The organism is Microbacterium sp. MYb72 (genome assembly GCF_002979415.1).
In the GTDB taxonomy this organism is placed as follows: domain Bacteria; phylum Actinomycetota; class Actinomycetes; order Actinomycetales; family Microbacteriaceae; genus Microbacterium; species Microbacterium natoriense.
The window spans coordinates 13,291-31,021 of record NZ_PCOT01000032.1 but is presented as its reverse complement, the minus strand read 5'-3'; the positions used below and the strand labels follow the sequence as shown (position 1 = coordinate 31,021).

At 68.9% G+C, this 17,731-nt stretch carries 13 protein-coding genes; 8 read left to right on the top strand and 5 right to left on the bottom strand.

All coding sequences use genetic code 11. From position 1 onward, the window contains the following. Positions 1 to 165: 165 nt before the first annotated feature. From CQ047_RS15595 to CQ047_RS15585, 3 genes are all read right to left on the bottom strand, one after another. On the bottom strand, positions 166 to 525 hold the full coding sequence (locus CQ047_RS15595) for a CrcB family protein (RefSeq protein ID WP_105676715.1): 360 nt from the start codon (positions 523 to 525) through the stop codon (positions 166 to 168). Continuing rightward, a complete protein-coding gene (locus CQ047_RS15590; RefSeq protein ID WP_258132713.1) occupies positions 522 to 890 on the bottom strand; it encodes a CrcB family protein in 369 nt (122 codons plus the stop codon). Before CQ047_RS15590 ends, CQ047_RS15595 begins: the two co-directional genes overlap by 4 nt. Before the next feature lie 196 nt (positions 891 to 1,086). Then, positions 1,087 to 1,866 (bottom strand): MerR family transcriptional regulator, encoded by a 780-nt coding sequence (locus CQ047_RS15585; protein WP_105676714.1) that lies wholly within the window; start codon positions 1,864 to 1,866, stop codon positions 1,087 to 1,089. A gap of 123 nt (positions 1,867 to 1,989) precedes the next feature. Here CQ047_RS15585 and CQ047_RS15580 point away from each other — a divergent pair, with 123 nt between their 5' ends. From CQ047_RS15580 to CQ047_RS15570, 3 genes are all read left to right on the top strand, one after another. Beyond that, positions 1,990 to 4,488, top strand: a complete 2,499-nt coding sequence (locus CQ047_RS15580; protein WP_105676712.1) for a glycogen/starch/alpha-glucan phosphorylase — start codon at positions 1,990 to 1,992, stop codon at positions 4,486 to 4,488. A 131-nt stretch (positions 4,489 to 4,619) separates the two neighbouring features. Next, positions 4,620 to 5,459, top strand: a complete 840-nt coding sequence (locus tag CQ047_RS15575; protein WP_105676711.1) for a DUF4097 family beta strand repeat-containing protein — start codon at positions 4,620 to 4,622, stop codon at positions 5,457 to 5,459. After that, entirely contained in the window at positions 5,456 to 6,082 is a 627-nt protein-coding gene (locus tag CQ047_RS15570; RefSeq protein ID WP_105676733.1) for a PadR family transcriptional regulator, read from the top strand. Before CQ047_RS15575 ends, CQ047_RS15570 begins: the two co-directional genes overlap by 4 nt. 114 nt (positions 6,083 to 6,196) lie before the next feature. On the opposite strand, the gene CQ047_RS15565 is transcribed toward CQ047_RS15570, so the two are convergent. Further along, a complete protein-coding gene (locus CQ047_RS15565) occupies positions 6,197 to 6,739 on the bottom strand; it encodes a universal stress protein (RefSeq protein WP_105676732.1) in 543 nt (180 codons plus the stop codon). Positions 6,740 to 6,888: 149 nt separating this feature from the next. Here CQ047_RS15565 and CQ047_RS15560 point away from each other — a divergent pair, with 149 nt between their 5' ends. From CQ047_RS15560 to erm, 5 genes are all read left to right on the top strand, one after another. Continuing rightward, positions 6,889 to 7,080 (top strand): DUF3073 domain-containing protein, encoded by a 192-nt coding sequence (locus tag CQ047_RS15560; RefSeq protein WP_045256918.1) that lies wholly within the window; start codon positions 6,889 to 6,891, stop codon positions 7,078 to 7,080. 539 nt (positions 7,081 to 7,619) lie between these two features. Next, entirely contained in the window at positions 7,620 to 8,930 is a 1,311-nt protein-coding gene (locus CQ047_RS15555) for an ABC transporter substrate-binding protein (RefSeq protein ID WP_105676710.1), read from the top strand. A 90-nt stretch (positions 8,931 to 9,020) separates the two neighbouring features. After that, positions 9,021 to 9,992 (top strand): carbohydrate ABC transporter permease, encoded by a 972-nt coding sequence (locus CQ047_RS15550; RefSeq protein WP_105676708.1) that lies wholly within the window; start codon positions 9,021 to 9,023, stop codon positions 9,990 to 9,992. Continuing rightward, a complete protein-coding gene (locus CQ047_RS15545; protein WP_105676707.1) occupies positions 9,992 to 10,912 on the top strand; it encodes a carbohydrate ABC transporter permease in 921 nt (306 codons plus the stop codon). The genes CQ047_RS15550 and CQ047_RS15545 overlap by 1 nt, the downstream gene beginning before the upstream one ends. A 483-nt stretch (positions 10,913 to 11,395) precedes the next feature. Further along, on the top strand, positions 11,396 to 12,163 hold the full coding sequence (gene erm / locus CQ047_RS15540) for a 23S ribosomal RNA methyltransferase Erm (protein ID WP_105676706.1): 768 nt from the start codon (positions 11,396 to 11,398) through the stop codon (positions 12,161 to 12,163). 211 nt (positions 12,164 to 12,374) lie between these two features. Here the strand turns inward: erm and CQ047_RS15535 are convergent, their stop codons facing one another. Further along, positions 12,375 to 17,576 carry an endo-alpha-N-acetylgalactosaminidase family protein gene (locus CQ047_RS15535; RefSeq protein ID WP_105676704.1) on the bottom strand — a complete coding sequence of 1,734 codons (5,202 nt, stop codon included), beginning with the start codon at positions 17,574 to 17,576 and terminating at the stop codon, positions 12,375 to 12,377. Between the last annotated feature and the right edge of the window lie 155 nt (positions 17,577 to 17,731).

Here is a 17,731-nt window from a genome sequence, read left to right as displayed (position 1 = left end):
GGTCTGTTAATCGATTAGCAGTTAAACGATTAGCAAGAATGTACCCGGTCACGCGTCACGAGCGCAACCATCAGTTGCAGGGACCCCGCCCTCGGCATCCCCTCCTGCCGCCGACGCCTCACCCGGCAGGCGGGGCATCGAGCAGGAAGAGGAGGGACGGCGGCGCTAGAGGGCGGCGCCGAGGGCGAGTCCGAGAGCGGCGGCCAGGAGGCCGAGCAGCAGCATGCCGATCGCGTTCAGAGCGGATGCCGGGCGCTCGCCGTCGCGCCACAGCGCGACCGTGTCGAGCATCGCCGTGCTGAACGTCGTGTAGCCGCCGAGCAGACCCGCCCCGAGCAGGAACGCCTGGTCGGGGAGAGCCGAGGTCACGAGCCCGAGGGCGAAGGAGCCGCTGAGGTTCACGACGAGGATGCCCCACGGGAACCGGCGTCCGGCGAACCGGGCGACGCCGAGGTCGACGAGGTAGCGCAGCACCGCTCCGACCCCTCCGGCGAGCGCCGCGGCGGTGAACATCAGCGGGTTCATGCGGCGACTCCTGCGCGGGGTCGGCCCAGCCTGAGCCCGAGGGCGACCGCCGCGACGCCGAGCACGAGGGATCCGGCCGCGTACGCGACTGCCGCGAGCGGAGCATCCGTCCAGAGCTGGACCGTGCCCGTCATGAACGCACTGTAGGTCGTGAAGCCGCCGAGCACGCCGGTGCCGAGGAGCAGCCGCAGATCGGTGGCGCGCGGCAGCCGCGCGGTGAGGATGCCGATCAGGAGCGCCCCGACGACGTTCGCGATGAGCACCGGGAGGACACCGGCATCCGTCAGCAGGAGTCCGAGCGCGAGCCGTGCCGCCGTGCCCACGGTGCCGCCGAGGGCGACGAAGAACACACGGCGGAGGTTCACCCGTGCAACTGTAGTCGCGCGGACCAGGGCGCGTTTCGTCTCGTCGCTCAACGACCCGGCAGGGAGACACCCCGCGGGCCGTTGAGCGAGCGCCGCGAGACGAAACGCACCCGGCGCGGGCCCGAGTCGTACGCAGCATGAAACGTTTCGTCTCGTCGCTGCGCTCCTCGCTCAACGACCGGCGGAGCAGCGCGGACTACAGGTTCGCCTCCGCGTAGACGCGCAGCGCGTCGCGGACGAACTCGGCGCCCTGGGTGCCACCGGCCGAGGTGGCGTAGTTGGCGCCGAAGCGCGGGTCGGCGACGTACATCTCACCGAGCCCGATCACGTACGCCTTCACGTCACCGCCGGGAACCGCCGCGGGGGTGCCGGGGATGCCGGTCAGCCACTCGACGTGGCGGCGCGCGACGTCTTGAGCCTCGGCGGATGCCGGGTCGATGCCGCTCTCCGCGGCGGCGATCCAGTCGCGTCCGAGGTCGGACACGCGGCGCTGCCAGTCGGAGCGCTCGGCATCCGTCATCCCCCGCCACCAGCGGTCGCTGTCGGCGTAGGCCTTCTTGCCCCAGCGCTCCTCGACCTCGTCCTTGTACTGCGTGTGGTCGAAGCCGTCGAACATGTTCTCTGCCATCAGTTCTTCACCTCCTCTCAGTGCGTCGATGGTCGATTCGACCGACGCGATCTGCCGCGCCAGCCTGGCCTGCTCCTCGCGCAGCAGCGCGAGGTGGGTCTCGAGTGCGGACGCCTCGGCCCGCTCCTGGGCGAGCACCTGCGCGATCTGCGGCAGGCCGAGGCCGAGCTCGCGCAGCAGCAGGATGCGCTGCAGCCGCACGAGCGCCTGCTCGTCGTAGTGCCGGTACCCGTTGGACGCGATGCGCGACGGCGGCAGCAGCCCGATGTCGTCGTAGTGACGCAGCGTCCTGCTGGTGGTGCCGGCGAGACTCGCGATCTCCTGGATGGACCAGTCACGAGCGGTCATGTCGCCCTCCTTCCGTGTCGACGTCTCCACGATAGAAGTTGACGCAACGTCAATGTCAACCGCACGTCAGAACCGGGATGCCGGGATGTCACGCAGACAACCGAAAAACGTAACGTCTTCGACATGTCCTCGACCCGACGGGGTCGCTACGGTCGAGGAGTGACCACCACGCACCCGCTCGACCTCGCCCCCGCGCACACCCCGGACGCCTTCGCCCACGAGTTCCTGCTGAACCTGAACTTCGACCGGGGCGTGACCCTCGCCGAGTCGAGCGCGAACGACCGCTATCTCGCCCTCGCCCACACCGTGCGCGACTATCTGATGGCCCGATGGCTCGACGATCTCACCCGTCAGAAGCAGACCCAGGCCAAGGGCGTCTGCTACCTCTCGGCCGAGTACCTGCTCGGCCGCCAGCTCGACAACAACCTCCTCGCCGGCGGACTCACCGACATCGCCGCGCAGGCCCTCGACGGACTCGGCCTCAGCCTCGATGAACTCCGCGGCCACGAGGTCGAGCCTGGCCTCGGCAACGGCGGGCTCGGCCGCCTTGCCGCCTGCTTCATCGACTCGCTGGCGACGCTCGGCGTGCCCAACATCGGCTACGGCATCCGCTACGAGTACGGCATCTTCCGGCAGACGTTCGTCGAAGGTCAGCAGGTGGAGCAGCCGGATGCCTGGCTCGCACTGGGCTCGCCGTGGGAGTTCGCCCGCCCTGAGGATGCGCAGACCGTCTCGTTCGGCGGACGCACCGAGAAGTACGACGACGACGGCGTGACCCGCTCCCGCTGGATCCCCGCGTGGAACGTGCAGGCCGTGCCGTACAACTACATGGTCCCCGGCTTCGAGAACGGCCGCGTGAACACCCTCCGCCTGTGGAGCGCGGTCGCGACGAACGCCTTCGACCTGCGCATCTTCAACTCCGGAGACTACGAAGAGGCCGTGCGCGCGCAGACCTACGCCGCGAACATCTCGAAGGTGCTCTACCCCGAGGACTCCACCCCGCAGGGCAAGGAGCTGCGCCTGCAGCAGCAGTACTTCTTCGTGGCGGCATCCATCCACGACTTCCTCGACAACATGCTCGCCGAGGGGTACGACCTGAACCGGCTGCCCGAGCGCGTGATCTTCCAGCTCAACGACACCCACCCGGTGATCGCGGTGCCCGAGTTCATGCGCGTGCTGATCGACGAGAAGAAGCTGGAGTGGGATGCCGCGTGGGCGATCACGCGGCAGTGCTTCGCGTACACGTGCCACACGCTGCTGCCGGAGGCGCTCGAGGTCTGGCCGGTCGAGCTGCTCGGCAGGCTCCTCCCGCGGCATCTGGAGATCATCTACCGCATCAACGAGGAGTTCCTGGATGCCGTGCGCGAGCGCTACGGCGACGACGAGCTCCGCATCCGCAACATGTCGATCATCGCCGAGCATCCGGTCAGGTCGGTGCGGATGGCGTACCTCGCCACGGTCGCCGGAGCACGCGTGAACGGCGTCGCCGAACTGCACTCGCAGCTGCTGCGCGACAAGGTCCTCTCCGACTTCAGCGACTTCTACCCCGAGAAGTTCACGAACGTCACCAACGGCGTCACGCCGCGGCGGTTCCTCCGGCTCGCGAACCCCTCGCTCTCCTCGCTCATCACCGAGACGATCGGCGAAGGCTGGGTGACCGATCTGGAGCGCCTGCGGGAGCTGGAGCCCTTCGCCGACGACGCGTCGTTCCTCGCACGGTTCGCCGAGGTCAAGGCGGCGAACAAGAGGCGCCTGGGCGAGGTGCTGCGTGAGCGCGACGGCGTCGACGTGAGCGACGGGCACATGCTCGACGTGATGGTGAAGCGCCTGCACGAGTACAAGCGGCAGATGCTCAAGGTGCTGCACATCGTGTCGCAGTACGAAGGGGTGATCTCGGGGCGGCTCTCGGCATCCGACCTGCAACCGCGCACCGTGATCTTCGGGGCGAAGGCGGCGCCGGGGTACGCGATGGCGAAGCGCATCATCCACCTGATCAACGCCGTGGGCTCCGTCGTGAACGCCGACCCGCGCCTCGACGGCCGCCTGAAGGTGATCTTCCCGCCGAACTACAACGTCACCCTCGCCGAGCGGGTGATCCCCGCAGCCGACCTGTCGGAGCAGATCTCCCTCGCCGGCAAGGAGGCCTCCGGCACCGGCAACATGAAGTTCGCGCTCAACGGCGCGCTCACGATCGGCACCGACGACGGTGCGAACGTCGAGATCCGCGAGCTGGTGGGCGATGACGACTTCTTCCTGTTCGGCACGAGCGAGCCCGAGGTGTCGGCGCTGTCCGACCGCGGTTACCGTCCGAGCGAGTTCTACCAGGCCGACGAGGGGCTGCGCAGGGCGATCGACCTGATCGCCTCCGGAGCGTTCTCGCGCGGAGACCGCTCGGTGTTCGAGCCCGTCGTCTCCAACCTCCTCTACGAGGACCGCTTCATGGTGCTGGCCGACTACGCCTCCTACATGACGGCGCAGGAGCGGGTGGATGCCGCGTACCGCGACGCCGACGGATGGAACCGCTCCGCCGTGCTCAACGTCGCCCGCACCGGGTTCTTCTCGTCTGACCGCTCGATCCGCGACTACATCGACCGCATCTGGCACACGCCTCCCGTGATCTGACCGCCGTCTTCCCGGTCGTTGAGCGAGGGAGCGCAGCGACCGAGACGAAACGTCCCACTTGACAGACTCGCGTTATATCGTGTTACTCTTCTTAGACGCGATATAACGCGATTCCGAACAAGGAGAAGCACATGACCGAGAAGTGGCTCATCGCCCCTGGCGAGGAACGCGTCATCGACATCGAGAACATCAGCCGACTGAAGATCGGGCTCGTCGGCGGGCAGGTCGACGTGATCGCCCACGACGAACCCGGCATCCGCATCGAGGTGCACGGCGTCACCATCAAGGACCTGCGCATCGAGTCCTCCGACGGCGAGGTCGAGATCGACCACCCGCAGCTCGGCTGGGACAACTTCCTCGAGGTGTTCCGCAACTTCGGCTCCGGCGGCCCCAAGGCCGAGGTCAGCGTGGCGGTCCCCCGTGCGATCGCCCTCAACCTCGGCGTCGTCAGCGCGGGCGCCCTCGTCTCCGGCATCCGCAACGACGCCCGCCTCAACACCGTGTCGGGCGACATCATCGTCGACACCCTGATCGGCGACCTCACCGTGAACTCGGTCTCCGGAGACGTGCAGGTGCGCGGCCTGACCGGCTCGATCAACGCCAACAGCGTCTCGGGCGACGTCGCCGCCACGGGCACGATCCGCAAGGCGACGGTCGACAGCGTCTCCGGCGCGACCCTGATCGACGCCGCGGGAGACGTGAACTCGATCAACGTGAACACCGTGTCGGGCGGCACCACCGTGCGCCTCGACGAGTCGCTCGCCGCGAACTACGTGGTCCGCTCGATGAGCGGTCGGATCCTGATCGACGGCGTCGAGCGCGGATCCTCCGGCCCCAGCAACTACACCGGCTCCACGGGCGAGCTCGCCGGCCGCTTCGTCGACCTCCGCGCCAACTCGGTGTCGGGCGGCGTCACCGTGCTGCGTCGCGCAACCGCGTCGATCGCGAACGACGAGGAGTGGGACTCGTGAGCCCCGCGGTCTTCTCCCACGGCGACCTGCGCCTGTACCTGCTGTCGCTCCTCGCGGAGTCCCCGCAGCACGGCTACGGGGTCATCCAGGCGCTGACGGATCGCACCGGGGGCACGTACACCCCGAGCGCCGGCACCATCTACCCGCGACTCGCGAAGCTCGAGGAGGAGGGCCTGGTCACCAAGACCGTCGACGGCCGCACCACGATCTACGCGATCACGGATGCCGGACGCGCCGAGCTCGCATCGCGCGAGGGCGACCTCGCCGGCATCGAGGCGGGTCTCACCGACTCCGTTCGACTGATCGCGAACGAGGTGCGGCAGAGCGTGAAGGAAGCGATGAAGAGCCTCAGGGCCGACCTCGCCAGCGCCGAGCACGACGACCGCCAGGCGTCCAAGTCGCGCCCCCGCACGCCCGTCGACGACGAGCGCATCCTCAGCCGCGAGGAGATGCACAGGGCGGATGCCGTCATCAACGCGTTCCGCGCACGGGTGCGCACCGACCTCCGCACGCACATCGCGAAGGGCGGGGCCCTTCCGGCATCCGTCGTCTCCGATCTCGAAGACGGCCTGGATGCTGCCGCGAAGGGCGTGACCTCCGCCCTCGCCGGCCTGGGGCGCTGAGCGTCAGCCCCCACACTGGTCGTCGGGCGAGCGCAACGACACGAGACGCGGATCCAGCCGTACGACTGGATCCGCGTTTCGTCTCGGTCGCTCGACGGCCACAGCCGCGGCGGGCTACTCGACCCAGATCTCCTTCTGGTCGTCGGGCACCGGCTCTTCCAGCGGGACGACGAGCACCGAGCGGTGCTGCCGGTGCGCGAGCCGCGCGGCGACGGAACCGGTGAAGAACTCCCTGATCGACTCGCCGATCCCGCGCTTGCGGGTTCCGACGACGATGAGCTGGGCGTCGAGCTTGTTCGCGAGCTGCTTGATCGCGAGAGCCGGGTCGCCGACGAGCTGCCGTGCGGTCCAGGTCAGTCCCGTGCCGTCGAGCGCGGCGGAGGCGGTCGCCTGCACGGCCTCGAACTCGGCGGCTCCCGCCTCGAAGTTGATGTCGATCGGCGCCGAATGCACGTAGCCGTCCGGGTCCTCGTACGTGACGAAACGGGTCACGTCGACGTGCACGACCACGAGCGGAGCACCGAGCAGACGCGAGTACTTGACGGCCTCATCGAGGACGTGCTGTGACTGTCCGGGCTGCAGCCCGACGATCACCGCCTTCTGCAGGGCCGCGTTCTGCACGGCTTCCTCTCGTGGAGCAGAGGTGTTGTCGGTCATGAGGATCGCTCCCTTCACCAGGCTGGCCTCGGCCAGAGGGTCTAACCCGCGTGCTATTCTGAATGCTACTCTTACCGGCTTCAGGCCGGTGTCCTGAAACGCGTCGGGCCCCGTGTAGCCCGCAGCTAACTCGTGAGGGGGTCTCGCGCATGGGCCGTGGCCGTCAAAAGGCGAAGCACACCAAAATCGCCCGCGAACTCAAGTCGTTCAGTCCGTCTGTGAATTACTCGGCACTGGAACGCGAGCTCGGGCACCCGAGCGACGACTCGGAACCCGAGTACGTCGACAAGTGGGCAGACGAGTATGCCGACGAAGACGAGGACGAGCTAGAAAAGGCCTGACCGCCTCAGCTCGTCGTCTCCCCCGTGCGTTGCGCGGGGGTTTCGTCGTGCCCGGATGCCGGAGCGGATGCCGTGATCTGCGGCATCCTTTCGCCTTCCGGCCCCGTTCGACCCCCCCCTCGTCGCCCGGCCCGTTCACGCTCCTCCGTCGCCCGGCCCGTTCGCGCTGCTCCGTCGCCCGGCCCGTTCGCGCTGCTCATCGCTGCACACGCTGTCGACACTTGTGCCGCGCGTACAGACTTCAGCAGCGCAGCCCGCGAAACCTGCCGCGCGTGCAGACTCCCGCAACGCGACCCGCCAACCGACCGCGCGTGCAGACCTCAGCAGCGCGACCTGCGACACCTGCCGAAGGCACGGCATCCGGCGCAATGTCAGCGCTCCCTTCCGTGTCGCGGAGACTGCATGTTTCGATTGCATTTCACAGCTTGTGAACGCAAACATTTTCTGATTTGATGTGCAATGTGATCGACGCCGCCCGCGGCGCCTGGCCCCCGCCCTGGGGCGATCCGCATGAACCTGACCTCAAAGAGGAGAACAGCATGGCACTCACTCCCCGCTTCACTCGCACCGCGGCGATCGTCGCGGTCGGTGCGGTCTCGGCCTTCGGCCTCGCGGCGTGCTCGTCCGGTGACACCGGCGGCGACGCATCCGGCGAGCCGATCACGATCGAGTACGTGCACCGCCTTCCCGACGGCGACGGCATGACCAAGGTCTCCGACATCGTGAAGCGCTGGAACGACGACCACCCCGACATCCAGGTCAAGGCCACGAAGTTCGACGGCAAGTCCAGCGACATGATCCTCAAGCTCGAGACCGACATCAAGGCCGGCAACGGCCCGTGCCTCGCGCAGACCGGCTACTCCGAGGTCCCCCAGCTGTACGTCAAGGGCCTGCTGCAGGACGTCGCATCCGAAGCCAAGAAGTACGAGGACAAGTTCTCCGCCGGCGCGTTCAGCGGCATGAAGGTCGGCGACGCGATCGTCGGACTCCCGCAGGACACCGGACCCCTCGTGTACTTCTACAACGAGACCGCGTTCGCGGCCCTCGGCCTGGAGGCCCCGAAGACCCTGGACGACCTGACCGCCGACTCGGCCACCGCCGCCGCCGCGGGCAAGTACGTCACCGCGTTCACCCCCGACGAGGCGCTGAACTGGCTCGCCGGGCAGTCGGCCGCCGCAGGCGACACCTGGTTCTCCACCTCGGGCGACAAGTGGAAGGTGGATGCCGAGGGCGAAGGCTCGCAGCGCGTCGCCGCGTTCTGGCAGGGCCTGCTCGACAACAAGCAGACCCTCGCGACCGAGCGCTGGGGCGAGGGCTTCACCGCCGCCCTCAACGACGGCAGCCTGATCGGCCACGTCGGCGCGGCCTGGGAGGCCGGCTTCCTGCTCGACTCGCTCGACGGCACCCCGGCCGAGGGACAGTGGCGCGTCGCGCAGCTCCCCGACTTCGGCGCAGGCGCGCTGAGCGGCCCCGACGGCGGCTCCGGCGTCTCGGTCATGAAGGGGTGCAAGAACCCCGCCGAGGCCATGGAGTTCAACGCCTGGCTCAACACCCAGGTCGACGACCTGGCCTCGCAGGGACTCGTCGTCGCCGCCAAGGGCAGCGTGAAGACCCCCGAGAAGATGCTGCGCCAGTTCGGCGGACAGGACGTCCTCGCCGAGCTCGCCACCGCGACCGAGAACCTCAACCCGGACTTCCCCTACGCTCCGGGCTTCTCGACCCTGTCGACGATGAACGAGACCGCGGCCGCGGCCGTCGCCGGCACCGCGAAGGTGGCCGACATCTTCACCACCGCCCAGGAGACGGCCGTCGCCTCACTGAAGGACCTCGGCCTCCCGGTCGCGGAATGACCCTCGGACAAGGCATCATCTGATGATCGACGGCGGAGTGCACACCACCACGGTGCACTCCGCCGTCGTCATGAAGCGAGAGGCGAAAGCATGGTCACCGTGACCGACAGCAGGGTCGTCCCGAAGACCCCGACCCCGGCATCCGCACCCGCACGACGGCGGCGCTCCGGCATCCGACGCGAAGGACTCACCGGCTGGCTGTTCATGCTGCCGTTCGCGATCCTGTTCGTCGTCGTGTTCCTGGTTCCGATCATCGTGTCGGTGCGCTCGGCCTTCTTCGCCCAGGTCCCCACGGGCGACGGACTCTACGGCGGCGGCGAGCTCGTCGACACCTTCGTGGGACTCGACAACCTCGTCATGGCCGCGACGAACAGTGCATTCTGGGCCGGCATGGGCAGGGTCGTGCTGTTCGCGGTGATCCAGATCCCCGTCATGATCATCGGCGCCCTCGCTCTCGCGCTGCTGCTCGACTCGTTCATCGTGCGGCGCCCCGCGCTGTTCCGTCTCTCGTTCTTCCTCCCGTACGCGGTGCCTGGCATCATCGCCGCGATGATGTGGCTGTACCTCTACACGCCCCAGGTCTCGCCGTTCCTGCCCTACCTCCCCGAGGGCACCGACCTGATGTCGCCCCAGACGATCCTGTTCTCGATGGCGAACATGACGACCTGGACCTACATGGGCTACAACATGCTGATCTTCCTGTCGGCGCTGCAGGCCGTGCCACGCGACCTGTACGAGGCGGCCCGTCTCGACGGCGCATCCGGGTTCCAGGTCGCGATGCGCATCAAGGTCCCCCTCGTGCGCGGCGCCGCGCTGCTCGCCGTGCTGCTGTCGATCATCGGCACGATCCAGCTGTTCAACGAGCCCGTCATCATGGAGGCCGCGAACTCGTGGATGGGCAAGGACTTCACGCCGATGATGCTCACCTACAACTCGATGATGGGCGAGATCTCGCCGTCGGGCAGCGGTCCGGCATCCGCCTACTCCCTGCTCATGGCCCTGATCGCGGGCGTGCTCGCGGTCGTCTACGCACTGCTGCAGCGCCGGAAGGGTGACGCCTGATGACCACCACACGACTCCTCACGGTCGCCCCGGCATCCGCTCGCCGAGCGCGCAAGCCGCAGTCGGCGGATGCTCCGCCCCCGTCGATCGCGCCCGGCCCCCTCGCGCGGACCTTCGGCATCATCGCACTCGTCATCGCGACGCTGTACTTTCTGGTGCCGGTGTACTGGCTCATCGTCGCCTCGACCAAGAACAACACCGACCTCACGTCGACCTTCGGCTTCTGGTTCGCCGACTGGAACCTCGGCACGAACTACGACAGCCTCATGGGCTGGACCCAGGGGCTGTTCTGGCGCTGGGTGGGCAACTCGCTGTTCTACTCGGTGAGCGCCGGCGTCATCGGCACCCTGTTCGCGGTGATGGCGGGCTACGCGATCGCGAAGTTCGCGTTCCCCGGCAAGAGGATCGCGGTCGGCGTCATCATGGCGGGGCTGCTGCTGCCTGTCGCCCTGCTGACCGTGCCGCTGTACATCGAGTTCCACTCGCTGGGGCTCACGAACACGGCCTGGGCGATCATCATCCCCTCGGCGGTGTCGCCGTTCGGTGTGTTCCTCGGCATGGTCTACGCGCAGTCGTCGGTGCCGACCGAGCTGCTCGAGGCCGCGCGCATCGACGGCGCAGGAGAGGCGCGCATCTTCTTCACGATCGTGCTGCGCCTGCTCGGGCCCGCGATGGTGACGATCTTCCTGTTCATCTTCGTGGCCACGTGGAACAACTTCCTGCTGCCGCTCATGATGATCTCCAGCGCCGACCTGAAGCCCGTCACCCTCGGCCTCTACGGCATGATGAGCTACTTCTCCCCCGACAAGGGCGCGGTCATGCTCGGCGCCCTGCTCGGCGTCATCCCGCTGATCATCCTGTTCTTCACCCTGCAGCGGTACTGGCGCTCCGGCCTCGCGGCCGGCGCCGTGAAGGGCTGAGCCCCCTCCCCACGTGCGTGGCGGGGAGACCCTCCCCTCATCCCCGCCACGCCGGTTCGGGAGGAGAACGCGCGTTCGGGAGGAGAAAGCACGTTCAGGAGGAGTCTCCGCGCGGGATCCTCCTCCCGAGCGTGAGAACTCCTCCCGAAACAGCGTCCCCTCCCGAGCAGGAGCTCTGCTTCCGAGCAGGAGTTCCCCTCCCGAGCAGGAGTTCTCCTCCCGAGCAGGGGCTCCCCTCCCGACAGGACGGATGCCGCGGCATCCGGCTCCTGTAGAGTCGGGCCGTGGGAACAATATGCTCTGCGCCCGTGACGGGGCGCTTCTTCACCTTCCGCGACCGCCGCGCCTGACGGCGCGCTCGCATCCGCTCGATTGAGCGCGCCGTCCCTCCGAGACGTCATCACGCACCTCGGACGGGCGCTTCCGCATACCCGCGACCCGGCCTCTCCGTGGTGCTCCAGAACCTTTCCTTGGAGCGCTCCCATGCCTCGTTCCCTTCACGGCGGCCGCCATGAACTCGGCCAGAACTTCCTCGTCCACCGACCGACCATCGACACCGTCATCGCCCTCGTCGACGCGACCACCGGGCCCATCCTCGAGCTCGGGGCTGGTGACGGCGCCCTCACGCGCCACCTCGCGTCGACCCGCCGGCCGCTCACGGCGATCGACCTCGACGAGCACCGGGTGCGGCGCCTCGCCCGTGCCCTCCCGCACGTGCGCGTCATGCACGCCGATGCGCTGCGGCATCCGCTCGACGCGCCCGTCGTCGTCGGCAACGTGCCATTCCACCTCACGACGCCGATCCTGCGGCGCCTGCTCTCGGAGCGCCGGTGGGATCACGCCGTGCTCGTCACCCAGTGGGAGGTCGCCCGCAAGCGCGCCGGCGTCGGAGGCGGGACGATGATGACGGCGCAGAGCGCGCCGTGGTTCGAGTTCTCCCTGCGGGGGCGGGTGCCCAGCTGGGGATTCGCGCCGCGCCCCGGCGTCGACGGCGGCATCCTCACGATCACCCGTCGCGGATCGCCCCTCGTGCCGCACGCCGAGAGACGTGCGTACGAGAGGTTCGTCCGTGACGTATTCACCGGGCGCGGCGCCGGCATCGAGAGCATCGTCAGGCGGATCGCGCCGGTGAGCGCCGCGACCGTTCGGCACGCCCTCGCCGCGGCGAAGGCGCCGCCGCGCGCACTGCCCCGCGACCTGACCGCGGCCCACTGGGCCTCGCTGTGGGCGGCGGTGCGCGGCGCACGATGACCGCCTCCTCGGCGCGGAGCGGTGCGGTGCGGTGCGACACGGTGGATCAAAAGTGCATCCGCCGGGCCATCCCCACCGGCATTTCTGATCCATCTTCGCGCGACGCGGGAGCGGGACGGCGCGGGAGCGGGACGGGACGGGACGGGACGGGACGCACGACGCGGCCCGGAGGGCTCATCCTCCGGGCCGCGTCGTGCTGCGGATCTGCGGGTCAGCTCAGCCGACGCCGCCTCGTCCACAGCACCGCACCGAGGGCCAGCAGACCCAGAGCGGATGCCGCCACGGCCGACCACAGCGAACCATCGGCTCCCGTCGTGGCGAGACCCGCCCCGGAGCCCGTGCCCGCACCGGGCGCGGACGTGACCGCCAGCCCGGCCGATGCGAGTTCGACGCCCTCGGCATCCGTCGCGACGAGCGTGTGGGCGCCCGCCGGGGTCGAGGCGGGAACCGTGATCGACAGCACCGCCTCGCCGTCATCGGACACCGTCGCCTCGCCGACCTTGACCGGCTCGGAGTGCAGCCACAGCTGCACGAGCTGACCGGGCTCGAATCCGCCCAGCTGCACGGTCAGCGTGCCGCCGGAGCGCACCGTCCCGACCGACGGGGTGATCTTCGGGTCCTTGGCCGGCTTGGCCTTCTTGACCTTCAGCTCCGCGCTCGCGAGCTCGGCTCCAGAGCCGTCCTTCACGATGACGCGGTGCTTCCCGATCTCGGCATCCGCAGGGATCAGCAGCGGGGTGGTGAGCGCTCCGTCGGCGTCGACCGCGGCATCCGCGATCTTCACGCCGTCGAGCCAGAACGACACGGTCGAAGACGGGACGAAGCCGGTCAGGGCGGCCCCGACCGTCTCTCCCGCCCGCACCGAATCGGCGTCGAGAGCGAGCGCCGGGTCGGTCGCGGGGGTGCACTCGCCCAGGTCGTCGGCCGGACGCACCTTCGGGGCGTGGCCGTCCTTCGACGCGGGCGTGCCGTAGATCGCCATCTCGGCGATCGCGGCGAACTGCGTTCCCGAGATCGACGAGGTCGCGGTGACCCTGACGTACCGTGCCGACACGGAGGCGAAGTCGACGTCCTGCCAGTCGGCGACGTTCTTCCACTCCCCCGCGGCGACGTCGGTGAACGTCGTGCCGTCGGTCGAGACCGCCACCTGGAAGCCCTTGATGGGGCCGTTCTGGTTGGCTCCGCGGCGCAGGTAAGAGATGCCGTCGACCTGCTCGGCGCTGCCGAGGTCGAAGGTCACCACGTGCGGGTACGACGTGGCGTTCGCGCTCCAGCGGCTGTGCCAGAAGGTGCCGGCCTCGCCGTCGAGCATGTTCGCGGCCTTTCCGTCCTCCCCCTCGGTCTCCTCGGAGTTCGCGGATGCCGTGATCTGCGCGTTCGGGATGCGCGCACGAGACGCGACCGAGGTCTGCTGCACGGTCGACACGGTGCGCACGTCGCAGTCGACGAGGTACGTCGCAGAGACGCCGATGTCGACCGTGGAGCCGGCCGCCGCGGCGGGCGCCGTGATCAGCCAGGTCGTCTCGACGCTCGCGCCGGGAGCGACCTCATCGAACAGGTTCGACGAGCCGTCGGCCACCTCGACCGTGTACCCCTCGGGAAGCGCGAGCTGCACGCCGATGTTCTCGGCGGTCAGCGCCTCGCTGTTCGTGAAGGTCGTGGTGAACGTCGCCTGCGCTCCGGGGCTCAGCACCGCGGTGCCGCCGGAGACCGTCGCGCACGGCGTGCCGCCCGCGGTCGGTCCGAGGTCGGTGACCGTGAAGTCGTCGAGCACGAAGTCGACGTCGGGTCCGCCCGTACGCTCGAGTCCGACCCAGGTGTAGTCGCCGCATCCGACGATCACATCCTGGCTGAACGCCGTGGTCTCCAGCGCCTGGGCGATCGGCGTGCGGCTCAGCGTGGTCGAGGCGACCTCGCCGCCCGCGACGACATCCGTGCCGGTGAGCCAGCGGTAGGCGCCGCTCGCTCCCGCCTGGTAGTCGAAGCCGATGCGGTACGAGTGCCCGGCCTGCAGCGGCACGAGCGTGGGGTCGGTCCGGTAGACGATGCCGTTGTTCTCCGAGTGCGACATGAGCGAGTGCTCGCCGGTCAGGGTGGAGTCGACCGCGAGACCCGCGAGCGCGCCGCCGGGGGCGAACGGGGATGCCGTGTTTCGCCAGTCGCTGCTCGTGTACGGGTCGTGACGGCGGGAGATGCTCGTGCGGGGGTCGTCGATGCCGTTGGCGTCGCCCTTCACGAACGGACCCCAGCCGGCCTGGTTGCCCTCGAAGTCGTTCGAGTACACGGTGCCGGCGGCTGCGGGAGCCGTCGTGTCGGCCATGATGCGAGCGTTGTCGATGCGCACCTTCGCCTCGCCGGCGGCCGCGGAGACCGAGACGGTCACCTGCCCGGACGCGGGCGCGAGGAAGGATGCCGTGCCGCGCTGGTAGTGCTGCCCGGCCTTGGAGTCCGCCCGCATGTAGTTGTACGTCGGGGAGAGGTTCCAGGTGCGCTGCACGGCGCCGGCCCCGGTGTCGACCGCCACCGTCACGTCACGCGTGGCCGTCGGGTCGATCTGCACCTGCGCGGAGAACGAGTAGCGCTGGCCGGGGGTGAGCCCGGTCACGGTCTGGCTGATCGACGAGGCCGCCGGACCGAAGACCGCGATGTTGTCGCCGCGCGACTTGTTCTTGCCGGAGCCCTCGTTCGTGCGGGCCAGGGTCACGTCGCCGCTCGGGTGCCAGACGTCGAGCGAACCGGAGTTGAAGCCGGGGTCGTCGAGGCCCGCGTCGTGGTAGGTCACCGCGGCGCGCTGCGCTCCGCCCTGAGGCACGACGACGTAGGCCACGCCCTTGTCGCCGCTGATGGTGAGCTTCCCGCCGACCGCGTTCACGGTGCCGACCTTGACGCGGCCCTGGTCGCCCAGAGTGAAGACGTCGAACGCGGTGTTGCCGCTGAAGGCGTCGGTGAGGCCGAACGTCTTCTCGCCGCCCGATGCGGAGTAGAAGTACATCTTGTCGGCATCCACCGGGGATCCGGCATCCGCGTTGGAGGCCAGCGACTGCCACGGCAGCAGGTAGGAGTCGCCGCGGAGCACCGTGGCGCCGTCCATCGTGATGACGCGCGTGCTGCCGTCCATCGAGATCTTCACGTCGTCGGTCAGCGTCGCGGCCTGCCCGGCCGTGTAGCTGAGCAGATCGAAGTGCTGGATGAACTTCGTCGGCAGGCTCTGGGTCCAGACGTTGTCGATGAAGCCGTCCCAGTTCTGGTTGCCGACCCAGCCCTCGGCGTCGACCAGGCGCTGCTGGCCGAGGAGGGCGTCGTTGTTCCAGATGTCGGCCTGGCCGTTCTGGATGAAGCGCACCATCGTGGAGTTGATGCCCTTGTTGGTCACTCCGCCGTAGCTGAGGTCGTTGGGCCAGTGCGACCAGACCGTGTTGTCGACGAACTTGTCGCCCCACTCGGTCGCGACCTCGAGGCCCATGCCGTGCAGCTCGTCGGCGAGCTCCTCGGCGACCCAGCCGTTGGAGTAGTAGACGTCGATGTAGACGCCGCTGAGGCCGGGGACCTCGTCGCGCAGCTGCTGGAACCGGTCGAGCACGCGGCCCGAGCCGAGGTCGGCCTGCTGGTTGATGTAGTACGACTGGTCGAGCCAGTTCCAGCCCGGCTTGTAGGGGGCGGCGCCGTCGATGATGGCCGAGTCGAAGGCATTCGCCTGCGGGTACATCTCGGTCGCGTTGACGTGCACGCTCATGTCGGCGTTGAGCTTCGCGCCCTCGTCGACGAGGTGGTTGAGGTCGCCCACGCCGCCGGCGCGCTCGTTGAAGTTGTCGCCGTAGTCGGTGTTGGCCGAGTCGTGGCCCTCGCTGCCGAAGCCCTTGTTGAGCACCCACTGCCCCAGGCCGTCGGTCTGGTTCGCGATGCGCTTGGTGTTGTCGAGCGTGAGGTCGAAGTAGTTGGTCGCGCTGGAGGCGAAGTTGAACGGGATGCGGCTGACGACGCGCTCCGCGACCCTGTCGGCCCCGAGACGCGGGGTGTCGACCTCGCGGTAGCGGATGCCGGCATCCTGCCAGTCGACCGCTCCGTCGCCGTTGCGGTCGCCCGCGAACAGCACGGTGACCTTCGGCAGCTCGTACGTGGTGACGCGGCCGTCGACCGCGGTCGTCGGGTGGATCAGCCACGTGTTCGAGCCGATCTCGGCCGTGCGCCCGTCGGCTTCGGTCACGCGGGTGAGGAGGCGGCTGTTCCACGAGGGGGTGCTGCCTGATGCCTGCGTGGTGGCGTTGGTGATGACGCTGCCGACGACCTCGCCGTTGCCGAGGAACGCGAAGGACGCGCCCTTCTGCCCCGTCGCCGTCGTGCCGCTCAGGGCGATGTGCTCGTCGGCGTTCTTCGTGCTGTCGGGGCTGATCACGGTGCGGTCGAGCACCGAGCCGGCATCCGATGCGCTGGTCGACAGGAACGCGTTGTCCGGCAGGCCGAGGGTCGCGACCGGCGCGGTGCCCTCGACGCCCGTGACCGCGAAGGCGACGGTGCCGTCAGCGGCGACGCGGATGCTGCTGCGCACCGTCACGTCGACACCGGTCAGGACCGAGACGTAGTCGATGCCGGATGCCGTCGACGTCGCCGTGGTCGTCGAGGTGTAGGAGGTGCCGTTGACGGCCCATTTGCCGCCCGACGTGCGCTGGCCGCCGATGGACGAGCCGCCGACCGTGTACCCCAGGATCTGCGGGAAGGCCTTCGACACGGTGGCCGTGGTGCCGCCGTTCTCGATCTGCACGGTCTCTCCGGCCGGCGGGGTGCCGGGGTCGGTGACGATCGGCGGAAGAGCCTGGTCGGAGAGGACCTCGATCTCGCCGGCGCCGCCGCCGTTGCCCGCGGGGTCCTGCGCATCGAGCACGACGAGGGCGACGTAGCGCCCGGTCTTCGCCGTCGCGAGCTCGATGCGCTGCTTCTCGGTGTTGGCGGTGGGGGCGTGCAGGGTCGCCGTCCCCACGGCCGCACCCCACCCGCCGTCCTTCGGCGAGGTCGTCGCGACGGACGCGTCGTCTGTGACGTACACCTCGACGTTCTTCGCGTCGATGCGCTGGCCCTTCTTGCCCGAGTAGTCCAGCGCCTTCACGGAGATCGACCGCTGCAGGTCGATCGCCAGCCAGTGCGGAGCAGGGGCCGGGACCGTGTACCGCGAGACCCACTGCGTGGCGTAGTCGCCGTCGAAGGCCCCGAGGGCGGTGCCGTCGAGAGCAGGGGGCGCAGGGTACGCGTCCGACTCGCTGGACACCGCCGCCAGGCGGTAGTCGGTCTTGGGGACGGGGATCAGGTCGGCTGCCTGTGCGGGAATCGCCTGCACGGCGACTCCGCCGAAGACGAGCACGCTGGTCAGCAGTGAGCTGACCGCGCGCGTCGCGCGGGGTGGTCGGGTATGAGTCGACACGTCTTACCTCTCGAACGGGAGGTGCTCGGAGAGAAAGACGCTCCGATGCGCCAGGGTGGAGTCATCGCTCGCACGATGTTTGCGCAATCACTCTATGGGAGCGGGTATTGATATTTCAATACTTTCCGGGGACGCGAGCGCAAACATTTACACGA